Source organism: Actinacidiphila sp. DG2A-62 (genome assembly GCF_035825295.1).
Lineage (GTDB): Bacteria > Actinomycetota > Actinomycetes > Streptomycetales > Streptomycetaceae > Actinacidiphila.
In genome coordinates this window covers 4294702-4309485 of record NZ_JAYMGI010000002.1, presented here as the reverse complement: position 1 = coordinate 4309485, position 14784 = coordinate 4294702, and the positions used below count along the sequence as shown (strand labels likewise).

General features: G+C 74.3%; 13 protein-coding genes, 1 pseudogene and 1 CRISPR repeat array (1 of these 15 only partly in view). Of the genes and pseudogenes, 8 read left to right on the top strand and 6 right to left on the bottom strand.

Translation table 11 applies throughout. The features are described from left to right. Window positions 1-143: direct repeats of the CRISPR family, unit length 29 nt; unit sequence GTGCTCCCCGCGCCCGCGGGGCTGTTCCC; it reaches 1839 nt to the left of the window's first position. 669 nt (window positions 144-812) lie between these two features. Beyond that, window positions 813-1223, bottom strand: coding sequence for a RidA family protein (locus tag VSR01_RS19300; RefSeq protein WP_326450446.1), 411 nt, complete (start codon window positions 1221-1223; stop codon window positions 813-815). 383 nt (window positions 1224-1606) lie between these two features. On the opposite strand from VSR01_RS19300, the gene VSR01_RS19295 reads away from it, so the two are divergent. The 5 genes from VSR01_RS19295 (at window position 1607) to VSR01_RS19275 (ending at window position 6384) form a co-directional block, all read left to right on the top strand. Next, entirely contained in the window at window positions 1607-2689 is a 1083-nt protein-coding gene (locus VSR01_RS19295; RefSeq protein WP_326450445.1) for a hypothetical protein, read from the top strand. 340 nt (window positions 2690-3029) lie between these two features. Then, complete coding sequence (locus VSR01_RS19290; protein WP_326450444.1) at window positions 3030-3272, top strand: hypothetical protein; 243 nt, start codon at window positions 3030-3032, stop codon at window positions 3270-3272. 305 nt (window positions 3273-3577) lie between these two features. After that, the gene (locus VSR01_RS19285) at window positions 3578-4066 is read left to right on the top strand and encodes an SCO0607 family lipoprotein (RefSeq protein ID WP_326450443.1); all 489 of its coding nucleotides are present in this window, start codon (window positions 3578-3580) and stop codon (window positions 4064-4066) included. Window positions 4067-4139: 73 nt separating this feature from the next. Next, entirely contained in the window at window positions 4140-5927 is a 1788-nt protein-coding gene (locus VSR01_RS19280; RefSeq protein WP_326450442.1) for an MDR family MFS transporter, read from the top strand. A gap of 7 nt (window positions 5928-5934) precedes the next feature. Next, a complete protein-coding gene (locus VSR01_RS19275) occupies window positions 5935-6384 on the top strand; it encodes a universal stress protein (RefSeq protein WP_326450441.1) in 450 nt (149 codons plus the stop codon). A 5-nt stretch (window positions 6385-6389) separates the two neighbouring features. On the opposite strand, the gene VSR01_RS19270 is transcribed toward VSR01_RS19275, so the two are convergent. The 4 genes from VSR01_RS19270 to VSR01_RS19255 all read right to left on the bottom strand — a co-directional run bounded on the left by VSR01_RS19270 (window position 6390) and on the right by VSR01_RS19255 (window position 10381). Further along, a complete protein-coding gene (locus tag VSR01_RS19270; protein WP_326450440.1) occupies window positions 6390-7292 on the bottom strand; it encodes a hypothetical protein in 903 nt (300 codons plus the stop codon). A 176-nt stretch (window positions 7293-7468) separates the two neighbouring features. After that, complete coding sequence (locus VSR01_RS19265) at window positions 7469-8455, bottom strand: NAD-dependent epimerase/dehydratase family protein (RefSeq protein ID WP_326450439.1); 987 nt, start codon at window positions 8453-8455, stop codon at window positions 7469-7471. 49 nt (window positions 8456-8504) lie between these two features. Further along, on the bottom strand, window positions 8505-9299 hold the full coding sequence (locus VSR01_RS19260) for a family 1 encapsulin nanocompartment shell protein (RefSeq protein ID WP_326450438.1): 795 nt from the start codon (window positions 9297-9299) through the stop codon (window positions 8505-8507). 56 nt (window positions 9300-9355) lie between these two features. Beyond that, window positions 9356-10381 carry a Dyp-type peroxidase gene (locus VSR01_RS19255; RefSeq protein ID WP_326453714.1) on the bottom strand — a complete coding sequence of 342 codons (1026 nt, stop codon included), beginning with the start codon at window positions 10379-10381 and terminating at the stop codon, window positions 9356-9358. A 442-nt stretch (window positions 10382-10823) separates the two neighbouring features. Here VSR01_RS19255 and msrA point away from each other — a divergent pair, with 442 nt between their 5' ends. Continuing rightward, entirely contained in the window at window positions 10824-11336 is a 513-nt protein-coding gene (msrA, locus tag VSR01_RS19250) for a peptide-methionine (S)-S-oxide reductase MsrA (protein ID WP_326450437.1), read from the top strand. 169 nt (window positions 11337-11505) lie between these two features. Here msrA and VSR01_RS19245 read toward each other — a convergent pair whose 3' ends face one another. Further along, window positions 11506-12489, bottom strand: a complete 984-nt coding sequence (locus VSR01_RS19245; RefSeq protein ID WP_326450436.1) for an LAETG motif-containing sortase-dependent surface protein — start codon at window positions 12487-12489, stop codon at window positions 11506-11508. A 734-nt stretch (window positions 12490-13223) separates the two neighbouring features. Here VSR01_RS19245 and VSR01_RS19240 point away from each other — a divergent pair. Together VSR01_RS19240 and VSR01_RS19235 are read left to right on the top strand one after the other, a co-directional pair. Continuing rightward, complete coding sequence (locus VSR01_RS19240; protein ID WP_326450435.1) at window positions 13224-13532, top strand: hypothetical protein; 309 nt, start codon at window positions 13224-13226, stop codon at window positions 13530-13532. 85 nt (window positions 13533-13617) lie between these two features. Then, window positions 13618-14603 (top strand): annotated as a pseudogene (locus VSR01_RS19235) (ribokinase). Window positions 14604-14784 lie beyond the last annotated feature (181 nt).

Sequence of the window (14784 nt, the reverse complement as noted above, 5' to 3'; positions counted from 1 at the left end):
CGCGCCCGCCGGGCTGTTCCCTGCACCAAAGGCGGCCAGGAGGCCGTGTACGGGTGCTCCCCGCGCCCGCGGGGCTGTTCCCGTGGCAGCCGCAGGGCGGCAGCGCGACCGCGCGTGCTCCCCGCGCCCGCGGGGCTGTTCCCACTCGCTCACCACCGGGCTGCACTGGGCCACCGGTGCTCGCCGCACCGTTTTCGGCGAACGCGAGTTGCCGCCGGGGACGGGCGGGGGCAGGGCGGCGAAGCGCCGGAGGTTTCGGCGGGGACGGTCGGTGAGCGGGGCCCCGGCGGAGGGCCTGTGTTCTGGGGTCGGCCGGTGCACCGGCCGCGGGTGGCGGGGGTTGGTGGAAGGAACTGTTCCGGGCGTGGGCACGTGGTGCTCACCGTGGAAGTTGAGGAGGTCCGCTCTGCCCGGGGCGCGCAGCCGCGAATCGTCCTGCCTCCTTGGCAGCTCCTCGCGCGGGCACCGGTTTTGTCGGCTGTCGGGGCCGGTGTCGGGACGTGTCTGACCGCGCGGGCGTGGACCGGCTGTCCTCTGGGGAACGATGCCGCGGGGAGCACCTATCTCATTGTCGGCACGACCCCGCTCGTCTGGCTCGCCATGACGGCCGCGCCGCTGTTCTGTCAGCTGTCGCTGTGGGGCCTCGCGCTCCCGTTGCCCGCTCTGCGGAGCGTGCAGTGCAGTGGTCGCTCACCCCGGCGGCACGTGTACGGAGGGCTACCCCCTCTTCCCGTTCGAGCCGAAGCAGAATCCCGGCATGCAGGGGTAAGGCTGTTCGCCGTGCCCGGTCGAAGCCGTGCGGGCACGAGGGCTTATGCGTCCAGTACCGCTGCCACTGCCTCGATCTCTACGAGCTGGTTGTCGTAGCCGAGGACCGTCACGCCGATCAGGGTGCTCGGGACGTCGTGGTCGGCGAAGGCGTCGCGGACCACCTGCCAGGCGGTCACCAGGTCCTCGCGGCGGGTCGACGCCACGAGGACCCTCGTCTTGATGACGTCCTGGAGGGAGGCGCCGGCCGCGGCCAGAGCGGTCCGCATGTTCGCGACCGCTTTCCGCGCCTGGCCGGCGTAGTCCCCGATCGCCGCGGTGGAGCCGTCCTCGTTCAGGGGGCACGCCCCGGCGAGGAAGATCAGGCGGGCGTCGGCGGGCGCGGTGGCCGCGTACGCGTACTCGGCCACGTCGGACAGGTCGGTGGACCGGATGAGGGTTACGGCACGGGCCATGGTCGTCGAGTCCTTGTCCGTCGGGGAGTCGGCGTGGGGTGGTCGGTCGAGGGGGTGGTCGGTCGAGGGGGCGGTCGGTCGAGGGAACGGGCGGGCGGCGCGGACATTCTGCCAACGGTTCCTCGGTACCGCCTCCCGATTTCCTGCGCCTCCCGCCCCGCACCCCCGCCGCCGGGCTCCCGCTCCCGGGCCAGGTACCGCCCCCCCGCGCCCGCCGCTCCCCGCCCCCGCCCCCCCGGCCCCCTCGCCCCGCGACCACCCGTCACTTGAGCCGCTCGCGTGGCCAACTCGATTGACCCGCTCACGCGTTGGCGTCCCGGTCGGTACGCTCCCGGAACCGCCGGGGGTGCGGTGGCGGGCGTGTGGGGGTTCAGGGGGCGCTTGTGCGGGTCTTCAAGGGGGGCGTCGCGGCAGGGGTGTTGGTCCTGGCGCTGACGGCGTGCGCGTCGGGGAGGCAGACCGACGGCGGTGCGGCGGCGTGGGGGAAGGCGCCCGGTGCCGCGGCGCTCCCGCACACCTGGGTCGGGACGTCGGCGACCGGCGCCCTCATGGTGCAGATGACGCGCGACGGCCGCGCGCTCAGCGGCTCGCTCGACTCCACCGCCCTCGTCGACGGTGACCCGACCAGGTCCACGACCGCGCACTGGGGTTTCACCGGGACGCTGGACGGTTCGGCCTTCACCATGAACGTCCGCGGTGACGTGCTCACCCGGACGACGTTCACGGGCACGGTGAGCGCCGGCCGGATGCAGCTCCTGGTCCCGGACCGGGGGACGGGCACGATCCAGGCCGCCGAACTGCGGCCCGGCACCGTCGATCAGTACAACCGGGCGGTGCGCTCCGTGACCGGCCGCGCGGCCGCCGCGGCGGCACAGGCGACGCGGGAAGCGCAGGAGCAGGCGCAGGCACAGGCGTCCGAGGAGGCGGCGGCGCAGGTCCGCGCGCAGATCGACAGCGCGGCCGGCGCCGTCAGCACGGCCTACGGCGATCTGAGCGACGCGCTTGACCAGGCCCCGGACTACTCCTCGTTCGAGAGCGACATCGCCACGGCGGAGCAGGACCTGGCCACCACCAGGACCGACGCGGCGCAGGCCCGGGCCATGGACAAGGACGATCCCGAAGCGTGCGGTCAGGCCGACACCGCTCAGGGCGACGCGGACACCGTGCAGGGCGACGCCGACACCGTGCAGGGCGATCTCGACACGCTGACCGGTGCGGTCGACAGCCTGTCGACCCTGCTGGCCGCGCTCAAGGACGCCTACGGCGCCTACCGGACCGCGCAGGCGCAGACCAGCTCCTACGTTCCCCTGGTGGCCTCCGCCGCCGACGTGAACGCCCTGGAGGCGCGCGCGGCCACGGCGATGGCCACGATGACCTCCAAGGGCAACGGATACCTCGCCCACGCCAACCAACTCGCCGCGCAGGCCGCGTCGGTCGCCGGCACCGCCGAGTCCGAGGCTTGCTGAGCCGGACGACGTCGTCGGCGGCGTCGCGGGCCGGGGGAGGAGTCGGCCGGGGCAGAGGTCAGCCGCGCGAGAAGCCGGCCGGGCGAGTTGGGGAAGTGGGCCTCGTGGGGAGCTAGCGCGAAGTACGGTTGGGGGCATGGATGACACCGAGGGTGCTGAGCCTTCTGACGAGTGGCCGTCGCCTCCCGCGTGGATGTTCGACTGTGGGGTGTGTTTCCGCCTGTATCAGGCGATGAGGAGGGCTCCGGAAGCCGTCGAGGGGATGCGGACGCCGGCCGGGGCGGAGACGGAGACGGGGACGGAGACGGAGACGGGGACGGAGACGGGGACGGAGACGCGGGTGGGGGCGGAGACGGGCGGCGACGCCGCGCCGGGCGGCGATCCGTCCGGCGCGGGGGGCCTCGCGCAGCTCCGGCTCGCGCGGCACATCGTGCGGCGGCACGAGCGGAGCGTTCCCGGGCCCGAGGCGGGGTGCCCGCGGTGCGCGGACGACGCGGGGAACCGCCGGGCGCCGTCCCAGCCGGTCCTGGAGCACCGGGCGCGGCACCTCATCGTGCCGGCGAGCGTCGCCTCCGCGGTCTGAGCCCGCGCGCCCGGACCCGCCCGGCCCGCGCTCCCGGTCCGCATACGCCCGCCCGCCCGCGGCGCCCCGTACCCGAGTCGCCTACTCACCCGCTCTTTGAGTACCCGCGCCGATGGGCCGCACCCCCGGCCACCGCCAGGCTGAAGGCACCAGAGCAGCAGCAGGAGCGCGAGCGGAGAGGCGGTGGCGTGGTGGAGCGCATACGTCAGGGGCGTCAGGCACGGTGGGAGCAGCAGGCGCGTCAGGCACGGTGGGGGCGGCAGGCGCGGCCCGGCGGGCGCGGCCGGTCCGGGTGGGCCCGGGGCGTGCTCGCCGCGGCGAGCCTGGTCGGCGTCGTGGGCGTCGCGGCCGTCACCGCGGGGTGCTCGATGGACCTGCGCGACTACGAGTGCTCGTCGGGCGAGTATCCGGTGCAGGCCGTGGGGGCCGAGGGCGGCGGCGCGTGCGCGACGAAGGGGGAGGAGCCGCCGGCCGGGTACGTACGGTATCCGGCCGGCCAGGTGCCGCAGCGGGTCGGCGACAAGTGGGACGTGTACTGGCAGACCCACGGGCTCGACGCCGAGGGCCACCTCATCAAGAACTCAGCCGGCGCGCGGGCCACCGGAGCCGCGGGCACCGGCCCGCGTCCCCCGCCCGGCCCCCGCCGCCGCCCGGCCCGCGTCCCCCGGCCCCCGCTCCCGCCCGGCCCGCGCGCCCGCGCCTCCGTCCCCGCAGCGCCCCGCGCCCCCGCCCCCGCAGCGTCCCCGTCCCCCCGCACCCCACTCCCCCGCCCCCCTGAGCGCAACTCGGCGTAACGTTGCCCTGGGCAAGCATGGCCGCACGGCCGCCGGGCCGCACGGCCGCACGGGAGGAAGAGGACGCAGCTCGATGACCGCTCAAGCAGAAGCCGCCTCGGCGGGCAGCGCAGACAGCAGCACCGAGGCGGCCCAGCCGTCGGGGTACACGCACCGGCAGATCCTGGTGATCCTGTCCGGTCTGCTGCTCGGCATGTTCCTCGCCGCGCTGGACCAGACCGTCGTGTCGACGGCCATCTACAAGATCGGCGAGAGCCTGAACGGGCTCACCGCGCAGGCGTGGGTGACCACCGCGTTCCTGATCACGTCGACGATCGCCACCCCGCTCTACGGCAAGCTCGGCGACCAGTACGGCCGCAAGCCGTTCTTCCTGTTCGCGATCGCCGTGTTCATCGTCGGCTCGGCGCTGTGCATGCTGTCGACGTCGATGTACATGCTGGCCGCGTTCCGCGCGTTCCAGGGCATAGGCGCGGGCGGGCTGTTCTCGCTCGCCCTGGCGATCATCGGCGACATCATCCCGCCGCGTGAACGGGCCCGCTACCAGGGCTACTTCATGGCCGTCTTCGGCACCTCCAGCGTGCTCGGCCCGGTGGTCGGCGGCGCGCTGGCCGGCCAGGACCAGCTGCTCGGCATCGACGGCTGGCGCTGGATCTTCCTGCTCAACGTGCCGATCGGCATCGCCGCGCTGCTGGTGGTGGCCCGCGTGCTGCACGTCAAGCAGGAACGCAGGCCGCACCGCATCGACTACCCGGGCGCGCTCGCGCTGGTCATCGCGCTCGTGCCGCTGCTGATCGTCGCCGAGCAGGGCCGGGAGTGGGGCTGGGGCAGCGCCACCTCGCTCACCTGCTACGTGATCGGCGCGGTCGGCGTCGCGGCGTTCCTGTTCGCCGAACGCAAGGCGGGCGACGAGGCGTTGCTGCCGATGCGGCTGTTCCGCAACGGCGTCTTCGCGGTCGGCTCGGCGCAGTCCGCGATCATCGGCATCGGCATGTTCGGCGGCATCACGCTGCTGCCGCTCTACCTCCAGCTGGTGAAGGGCAACTCGCCGACCAAGGCCGGTCTGCTCACGCTGCCGCTGGTGCTCGGCATCATGGTGCTGTCGATGGTCTCCGGCCAGGTCACCTCGCGCACCGGCCGCTACAAGATCTTCCCGGTGATCGGCTGTGTGCTGCTGGTCGGCGGCATGCTCATGCTCTGGCAGATGTCCGCGGACAGCAGCCTGTTCTACGTGGACATCTCGATGTTCGTGGTCGGCGCCGGCCTCGGCCTGAACATGCAGACGATCGTGCTGGCGATGCAGAACGCCGTCCCGCCGCGCGACATCGGCGTGGCCACCTCCTCCACCACCTTCTTCCGGCAGATGGGCGGCACCCTCGGCGTCGCGGTCTTCCTGTCCATCGTCTACTCGGTGGTCGGCGGCAAGATCGGCTCGGCGTACGCGCACGCGCGCGGCGACGCGGCCTTCCAGGCGGCGGCGAAGGCGCACCCGGACCAGCTGAAGACGCTGACCGACGCCTCGTCCGGCAGCGGCACCTCGTCCGGCTCGCTCAACGACACGTCCTTCCTCAGCCGCATCGACCACACCCTGGCGCACCCCTTCAAGGTCGGCTTCACCGACGCGATCAGCGTGGCCTTCCTGGTCGGCGCGTGCGTGCTGGTGATCGCGCTGGTCCTGTCGCTGATGATCAAGGAGGTCCCGCTGCGGACGACGGCGGCGGCCTTCGCGGCGAAGGAGCCCGCGCCGGGCGCGGGCACGGGTACGAGTTCGGGTACGGGTACGAGTTCGGGCACGGGTACGAGTTCAGGTACGGGTACGGCTACGGGCACGGGTTCGCCGGAGGGCGACGACTCAGAGGTGTAGTGCGGCGGTGGGCTTCGATCACGGAGCCGACGGCGACAGAGTGGTCGTCGTCGGGGTGGACGGCTCCGACGCCTCCTGGCGCGCGACCGCGTACGCGGTGGGCCTGGCGAGGCGGCAGGAGGCGCGGCTGGTGGCCGTCCACGTGCTGCCGGTGCACACGGTCGCGATGCTGGCGGGCGTCTCGTGGATGCTGGCCGACACCGACCAGGAGGCGGCGCGGGCGATGCGCCGGCGGATCTCGGCGGGACTGGCGTGCATGGCCGAACTCGGCGTGCTGCGCTGGGAGTTCTGCGTCGTGGTGGCCGGCGACCCGGTCGCGGGACTGTCCCGTGTGGCCGCCGAGCGCCGCGCCGACATGCTGGTGGTCGGCGCGTCGCGCCGCTGGCACCGGCTGACCGGCTCGGTCGGCGCGCGGCTGCTGCGCGCCAACCGCTGGCCGGTCCTGGTCGTGCCGTGAGCCCGTTACGGCTGCCGGCCGTCCCTGCTGCCCGGGCCCCAGGTGTGCCGGCCGGGGCCCGCCGGCAGCCGTACCGTGCGCATGAAGCGCGGCAGCAGCCACGGGCGCGGGCCGCTGACCCGCACGCCTCGCGTGAGGGCGGCGCGCAGGTGGCTGACCCGGCCGAACAGCATGAGGTTCAGCGTCACCGGGTCGAACGCCAGCCGCACGTCGTCGTCGTGCCGCGGGGCCTCGACGGTGACCTTGCCGTGGTGCAGCGCGAACGTCGTGGTCGTGGTGTGCGGGGAGCGGAACTGCACGGCGATGCGGCGCCGGCTGGGCCGGCCGCCGCCGTCGACCAGGTGGCCGTAGCCGTTGCTGATCACGCCGGTGAGGAACGCCTCGGGGAAGTGCGCGGCGTCGGCCGGGTCGATGGTCCACGGCAGCGCGTTGGCGCGCGCGATGTCCCAGCCGTGGATGTGGAGTTCGTTCATCAGGTGCGCGAACAGGCCCGCCAGCGGCACCCGTGAGTCGCCGAGCCAGGGCACCACCGTGTGGTTGAAGTCCGTGCCGGGCATGGCGGTCGCCGCCGTCATCTCCTGGATCTCGGCGTCCAGCCGGTCCAGCACGTGCGGGACGCGCCGCTCGCGGTAGACGCGCAGGGTCACGGCGTTGAAGTCGTGGACGGTGTCCACGGTCGACCCGCGCCAGGTGTCCCCGACCTCGGGGAAGGTGTCCTGGGCGAGCTTCCCGTAGCAGAGCGAGGTGTACATCGCGGCGATCGCGGCGACATGGGCGGCGGTGTCGGCGCCGGTCCAGTGCTCGGTGACCATCCGGTCCGGGTCGGCGGCCCGCATCAGCGCGGCGAAGTCGCCGCCCGCCTTCTGCAGCGAGGCCCTGATCGCCTGCCACCGCTCGTACGTGACCATCCGGCTGCCCCTTCTCGTCCCCGTGGTGTCCCGTCCGGTCCGCCGGGTGCGGCCCTGCGGCGTGGCCCAGCCAACTCCTCCGCGGCGGGCGGCGGTTCTTCGCAGTTGCCCGGATGGTGAGACGGAGGAGGCGGGCGGGGGCGCCGGGGAGGCCGGGAAGAGTGGGGCGCGGAGCGTCAGTTCGGCGCGTACGCGGCGAGGACCGCGGCCTCCTGCTCGGGCGTCCAGCCCTTCGTCAGCGGGGGCAGGCCGCGGTCGCGGTCCCACGCCAGGACGTCCGCGGCCGTGACCGCGAGCGGCGTCGCCGGCATCCCCGCGGCCCGCGCCCGCGCCGTTCCGCGTTGCTGCGACGCCCGGTTGGGCCGGATCAGCGGGAACAGCGGCGGGAGCTCGGCCGCGGGCACGTCGACCGGCACGATCTCGACGGCGTCCGCGGTGCCGGCCGCCTGCGCGCACGTCTCGATCAACGTCCGCAGTGTGACGGGCTGTTCGGGGCCCACCGCGTGGAACGCGCCGGCCCGGTCGTCGGCGATCAGCCGCACCACCAGCGCGGCGAGGTCGCGCGCGTCCACGACCTGCACGGGCTGTTCGGGGTCGCCCGGCAGCGCGATCCGGCCGCCGCGCGACGCCCGCCGCGTCCAGTACGTGAACGTGTCGGACGCGTCGTGCGGTCCGGCGACCTTGCCCGGCCGCACGATCGTGGCGCGCTCGCCCCACAGCGCGAGGGCGTCGTCCTCGCAGGCGACCTTCAGCCGGCCGTACGTCTCCTGGTCCAACTCCTCGGTGTCGCGGACGGGTTCGCGGCGCGGGGCGTCCTCGTCGTGGCCGGGGGTGACGCGGGTGTCGTCGTAGACGGCGTGGCTGGAGATCAGCAGGTAGCGGTGGGGCGCGGTGCGGCCGGGGCCGGTGGTGAGGGCGGCGGTCGCCTGGGCGACGTGGCGGGGGACGAAGGCGGTGACGTCGACGACGGCGTCCCAGGTGCGGCCCCGGAGGGCGGTGTAGTCGCCGGTGTCGCGGTCGCCGGTCAGGCGGGGGACGCCGGGGAAGAGACCGGGATTGGTGCGGCCCCGGGTGAAGAGGGTGACGTCCATGCCGTGCCGGAGCGCCTCCGCGACGATCGCGCGCCCCACGAACCGCGTCCCACCCAGCACGAGTACGTCCACGCCCCAACTCTAGGCGCAACGCCGGGCGTTGGGGCGCGGGCCTGTGGCCCTAGGTCAGGGCCACCGCCGCCTCGGGGGTGTGGACGAGGAAGGTGAGGGTCTCCTGGAAGTACAGCTCGACGGACGTCGCGTCGTGGCTGAGGTAGCCGATGGACACGTCCTGCCCGAGCCGCAGCTCGAAGTCCCCGCCGCGCGTGGCGACCAGGAACGCCCCGTCGATCGCCGGCGCCCAGACGATCTCCCCGTCCAGCAGCCGCGCGAGATGCTCGTGGATCGGGTACCCGTGGTCCGAGGTCTCGCTGACCGCCGTGTACGCGTCGGCGCTGAGCGCGAGGCTGTACGCGCCGTCCACGCCGGCCAGGCGCAGCGCGGTGATCGCCTGGCTCACCGCGTCCGGGTACGCCCGCACGTCCTCCGGCAGGGCGATCACCGGGTTGGACGACGCCGCGCGGATGCCGGTGATGCCCGCCGCCGCGTACCCCTCGAAGACCGCGCGGTCCTCGGCGTACGCCAGCGCGCGGGCCGCGTCCTTCACCGGCTGCCAGTCCGCGTCCTGGGCGCCGCGCTCGACGTCGTCGGCCTGCCGCCGGTCCACGGTGAACGGCACCCGCAGCTCGACCACCGGCTGCGAGCGGCGCAGGTGCGCGGTGACGCCGTCCGCGGGCGGGGCCACCGGTTCCAGGTGGCCGGTCGGCACCGCGGCGAACTGCGGGCCGGCCGGCTCCGGCACGTCGACCACGCGGCGCGCGGCGACGTGGCGCTTGAAGGTGCGCCGCGCCTCGGCCTCCAGATCGGCCCAGGCGGCGGCGGACAGCGGAGCGAGTTCGCGGTGCAGGTTGTTCACGTCGGGCGTGCTCCTCGTTCTGGTGGGTGGGTGGGGCGGGGCCGGGAGGGGGTGTCTCAGCCGGACAGGCCGCCGATGCCGAGGCTCCCGTCGGCGGGCCGGGACGGCTCGGGCACGGCCGCGGGTTCCGGGGCGGGTTCCGGCGCGGGTTCCGGTACGCGGTCAGGCGCGGGGACCGCCGCGGCCGGCCGCGGCGGCAGGTCGTCGAGGAAGTCCGCGGCCGGTACGTAGAAGAGCGTGCCGGTCAGCGCGGTGGAGAAGTCGAGGATGCGGTCGTGGGAGGCCGCCGGGACGCCCAGGAACATGTTCCGGAGCATCTCCTCGATCACCCCGGGGTCGCGCGCGTATCCGATGAAGTACGTGCCGAACTCGCCGTGGCCGGGGCTGCCGAACGGCATGTTGTCCCGCAGGATCTGCCGCTCCTCGCCGTCCGGCCCGGTGATCGTGGTGAGCGCGACGTGCGAGCCCTCGTCGTCGCGCTCGACGTTGGTCGCCTTGGTCCGCCCGATGATCCGCTCCTGCGCCTCGACCGGCAGCGCGTTCCACGCGTCGAGGTCGTGCACGTACTTCTGCACGATCACGTACGAGCCGCCGGCGTGCTCCGGGTCCTCCGCGCCGATCAGCACGGCCTCGCGGGCCGCCGCGCCGACCGGGTTCTCGGTGCCGTCCACGAAGCCGAGCAGGTCGCGGACGTCGAGGTACTTGAAGCCCTGCGTCTCGTCCTGGAGGGTGACCGCGGGCCGCAGCCGGGTCATGATCTCGGTGGCCAGCCCGAAGCACAGGTCCAGCCGCGAGGCGCGCAGGTGCAGCAGCAGGTCGCCGGGCGTGGCCGGGGCCCGGTGCCGGGGGCCGTCCAGCGGCGTGAACGGGTGCAGCAGCGCCGGGCGCGGAGCCGCGAACAGCCGGTCCCACGCCTGTGAGCCGACGCCGGCCACGCAGCTCAGCGTGCCGTCGGGGGCGCCGAAGCCGTACGCCCTGACCAGCCCGGGGAGGTCGGCGAGCAGGTCGCGCACGGTGTCCTCGCCGCCCGGGTCGACGGTCACCACCAGGAAGATTGCCGCGGTGGTCAGCGGGCTGAGCACGGGCTGCGGCTCGGCGCCGCCGGCGGTCGCCGGCCCGGCGGGTCCGGACGGCCCGGTGGGTCCGGCGGACGCCGCGGGTCCGGGCGCCCCGGTGGGGCCCGTGGCGCCGGTGAACGGTTCTGCGGAGGTCAAGCGGTCCTCCCGGTGTGACGATCTGCCTGAAGATCTTCCCCTTGGAGTCTGCCGGACACCCGGCGGGCCCGGCCACCGCGACGCGGGCGGGGCGGCGGGGTACGGCCCGGCCAGCCAGGGCTACCAGGGGTAGGGGCCGGCATACGAGCCGGGTATGGGTCGGATGTGACGGGTTCGTGACGGATGCGGCCCATCTCACGCCGCGCGGCCCCGCCCGGGGGAAGACTGGGAGGCGCGCGGACGCTGTACCGGCCGGGGTCCCCAGCCGTTGGCCGGGGTCCCGTAGCCGTAGACGAAGGAGCGATGAGAGATGGCCACGCAGACGCAGAGGGCCGTGCTGGCAGGCGGCTGCTTCTGGGGCATGCAGGACCTGATCAGGAAGCAGCCGGGCGTGGTCGCGACCCGCGTCGGCTACAGCGGCGGGGACGTCCCGAACGCCACCTACCGCAACCACGGCACCCACGCCGAGGCGGTCGAGATCCTGTACGACCCGGAGCGCACCGACTACCGCGCGCTGCTGGAGTTCTTCTTCCAGATCCACGACCCGACCACGCTGAATCGCCAGGGCAACGACATCGGCACCAGCTACCGCTCGGCGATCTACTACGTCGACGACGAGCAGAAGCGCGTCGCCGAGGACACCATCGCCGACGTCGAGGCGTCCGGGCTGTGGCCTGGCAAGGTCGTCACCGAGGTCGCGCCGGTCGGGCCCTTCTGGGAGGCCGAGCCGGAGCACCAGGACTACCTGGTGAAGTACCCCGACGGGTACACCTGCCACTTCCCGCGCCCCGGCTGGCGGCTGCCGGCCCGCACCCAGGGCTGACGCCCCCGCCTTCGCGGACACCCGCGCCCCGCGCGGACACCCGCGCCGTACGGCCCTCGCGCGCCGTGCCGGACAGCCGGAAGCCCCGGCCTGGGAACAGGCCGGGGCTTCGTGGTGCCCGCGGGCCGGACGGGCCGGCCGCGCGGGATGCGGCTGGGATCAGCCGGGATCAGCTGTGCGCGCCGCTGCGGCGACGGCGGGTGAAGTAGACGGCCGCGCCGCCCGCGACCAGCAGCGCCGCGCCGCCACCGAGGAACACGGTGTTCTGCGAGCTGTTGCTACCGGTCTCGGCGAGGTTGCCGCTGCCGCTGCCCGAGGTGGCCGGCGGCACGGACGGGGTGCCGGTGGGCGGCGTGGTGCTGCCGCCGCCACCGCTGGTGCCGGTCGACGTCGAGGGCGACGGGGACGGCGAGGAGGTGTCGCCCGTGTCGGTCGGCGTCGGGGTCGGGGTGTCCGTGGTGTCGCTGGGGGTGGGCGTCGGCGTGTCCGTGGTGTCGGTCGGCGTCGGCGTCGGGGTGTCGGTCGTGTCCGTGGGGGTGGGCGTCGGCGTGTCCGTGGTGTCCGTCGGCGTCGGGGTCGGCGTCTCGTCGCACTTGTGGCCGCCGTTCCACGCCGTGATCAGGTTCGTCGGCGTGGCGGAGTCCGGGTAGTGCGGGAGGGGGCCGTGGCCCTTGCCCGAACCGCCGTCGAACTTGGTGCCGTTGCCGTACAGGTCGACCTGGCCGAAGCAGGTGGGCGCGACACCGCTGATGTCCAGCGTGTCGGTCTTCTTGTTCTTGCTGAGCGTGGTGGTGTCCCAGCCCAGGAAGTCCTGGTGGCCTGAGTTCTCCCAGGACGGGCCCTCGGTGCTGTAGGAGGCGAGCGAGATGTTGTACTCGCAGCCCTTGGACGCGCCGCTGATCTTCACCGTGACGGTGGTCGGCGGCGTGTCGCCGTTGATGCGGCCGTCGGTGGTCCAGGTGTGACCGCCGTCGAGGGAGTACTCGATGCCGATCGTGCGGCAGTCGCTGCCGCCGCCGTTGTTGCCGCCGCTGCCGCCGTTGTGGGCCGGCGCGTACGCGGACGCGGTGCCGATTCCGCCGAGAGTGATGGCGGCCGTGAAAGAGCCGACGCCCGCTGCAACGCCTATGGCTCGTCTGGTTATCGCTCGCACTTGAGTATTGCTCCCTGAATGCTGGTCGGGCAGCCAGGTGCAGGCGGACGGGCCGGAGTTCCACGTATGACGGGAGACGTGCCCTGTGGCCTGCGAGGCGTCTCGCCGCCGAAAAGTCGTGTGGGTTCGGCTTGTTGAGCCGAGGCGACCGAGTATGCCGCGTGCTCCCCACTTCTGTACAGCCGCAAACGTCGGGTTTGCAGTCTTCTGGCTTGAAGCCGCACCCTGCGGGTCCGCGGCTTCACCGAGTGTGATCCCCGCTGCAAAGGGCGGGTGCGCAACAGGAATCGGCGTCGCGCGGAAGGCGTCTGGTTCCACCGGTTCCGCGCACGCGTACGGCAGTCGGCGCACACCTGGGGGCATACGGCGTCGACGGCACCCAGGCAGACTCGCCTGCCCGCCGGATGGTTGTACGGGACGGGGTGCGTATTCACGCCGAATCCCGCCGGCGGCGCGAAGGCGGGGGCCGAACGGGTGAGAAGGCTGTGCCGGGCAGCGATGTGGCGGGCGCGCGCAGGATCGCGCCGCGCCGGAAATGCCTCAACCCGTGGCGGCGCATGGGTTTATCGACGAATCGTCACGCGTCCGAGCGAAAAGGATCATGGGGGCGCATTCCGGTCCGAGCGCCGGGCAATTCTTCCGTTGGCGACGCCGAGGAAATACCTCACAGCGGCGGAGCGGTCGGCCGGCCGCCCGCCGCGCACAGCACAGTTCGTCCCCTGGGAGGGAACACCATGGCAAGCATCCGTACCGTCCGCCGTGTTCTGGTCGCCGCGGCAGCGCTGCCCGTCGCGGCGGTGCTCTTCGCCGGCACCGCCGTGGCCGACGACGGCGCTTTCGCGGGTGGCGACTCGAACGCGACGGTGGTGAGCAACTCCGGTGGCAACGTCGGGGGAGGCAACTTTGGCAACGTGACGACCACCCAGCAGGCGGCGACCGGCGCCGGCGCCTCGAACCAGAACAACACCGCGAGCGTGGCCGGTTCCGCGTTCACCGCCATCCACCAGGACAACGTGAGCGTCCACTTCACGCGCCTGTGGTGACCCGGCGGCGGTCCCTGGGCTGAAACGGCCGGGGCCGGGGCGCGCGGTGGCGCACGTCGCCGCCGGGCGCCCCGGCCGCGGGAGGATGGGGGGCGTGACGCACAAGGGGCAGCAGCAGGGGGAGACCGCGGCGGGTCCGGGTGGGGAGGGGCCGACGCTGTTGGTGGTGGGGTCGGCGAACGCCGATCTCGTCGTACGGGTCCGGCGGCACCCGGACCCCGGCGAGACGGTGCTCGGCGACGGCGGCCTCGCGGTGCACCCGGGCGGCAAGGGCGCCAACCAGGCCGTCGCGGCGGGCCGGTTGGGCGCCCGGGCCGGGTTCTGCGGCCGGGTGGGGCGGGACGCCCACGGCGACCTGCTGGCCGGTCGGCTGCGCGCGGCGGGCGTCGACACCGCCGCGCTGGCCGTGGACGCCGCGGAGCCGACCGGCGTCGCGCTGATCACCGTCGCCGCGGACGGTGAGAACACGATCGTCGTCGCGCCGGGCGCCAACGCCCGGCTGACCGCGGACGACGTCGCGGCGGCGGTGCGGGAGGGGGTCGCGCGGGGGGTGCGCGTGGTGTCCGTGCAGTGCGAGGTGCCGCCCGAGGCCGTGCGGGCGGCGGCGCTGCACGCGCCGCGCCTGGTGCTCAACCCCTCGCCGCCGGAGGCGCTCGGCGCGCTGCCGTCGGACCAGCGGGCCGAAGTGCTGGCCCGCGCCGACCCGTTGGTGGTCAACGAGCACGAGATGCGCGCGCTGCTGGCCGCGGGGCCGGGGGAGCGGACCCGCGGGAGCTGCTGCGGCTCGGCCCGCGCTCGGCGGTGGTGACGCTGGGGGGCGCCGGCGCGGAGGTGGTCGAGGCGGGCGGTCGTACCACCCGGGTCCCGGCCGAACGGGTGCCGGTGGTGGACACCACGGGCGCGGGCGACGCGTTCACCGGCGCGCTGGCCTGGCGGCTGGCCGAGGGCGACGGCCTGCTCGCCGCGGCGGCCTGGGCGGTGCGGGTCGGAGCCGCGGCGGTGGGGGAGAGCGGCGCGCAACTGTCGTCCACAGCCTGTGGAAAACTTCTGGCCGCCGCACGCGGGGAGTGAGCGTGGGGACCGCGCGCGGGGAGTGAGCGCGGGGAGTGAGGGGGCGCGGCCCGCGGGCGGCCGGCCCCGCCCGCCGCGCCCCGCCGCCGGACCGGCGTCCCCACGCCCCTGCTGCGCTGATGGGTGCGGCCTCGGCGTCGCGGCGGCGTGTCTGCGGGGTGCGCGGGCCCGGTCATCGTTG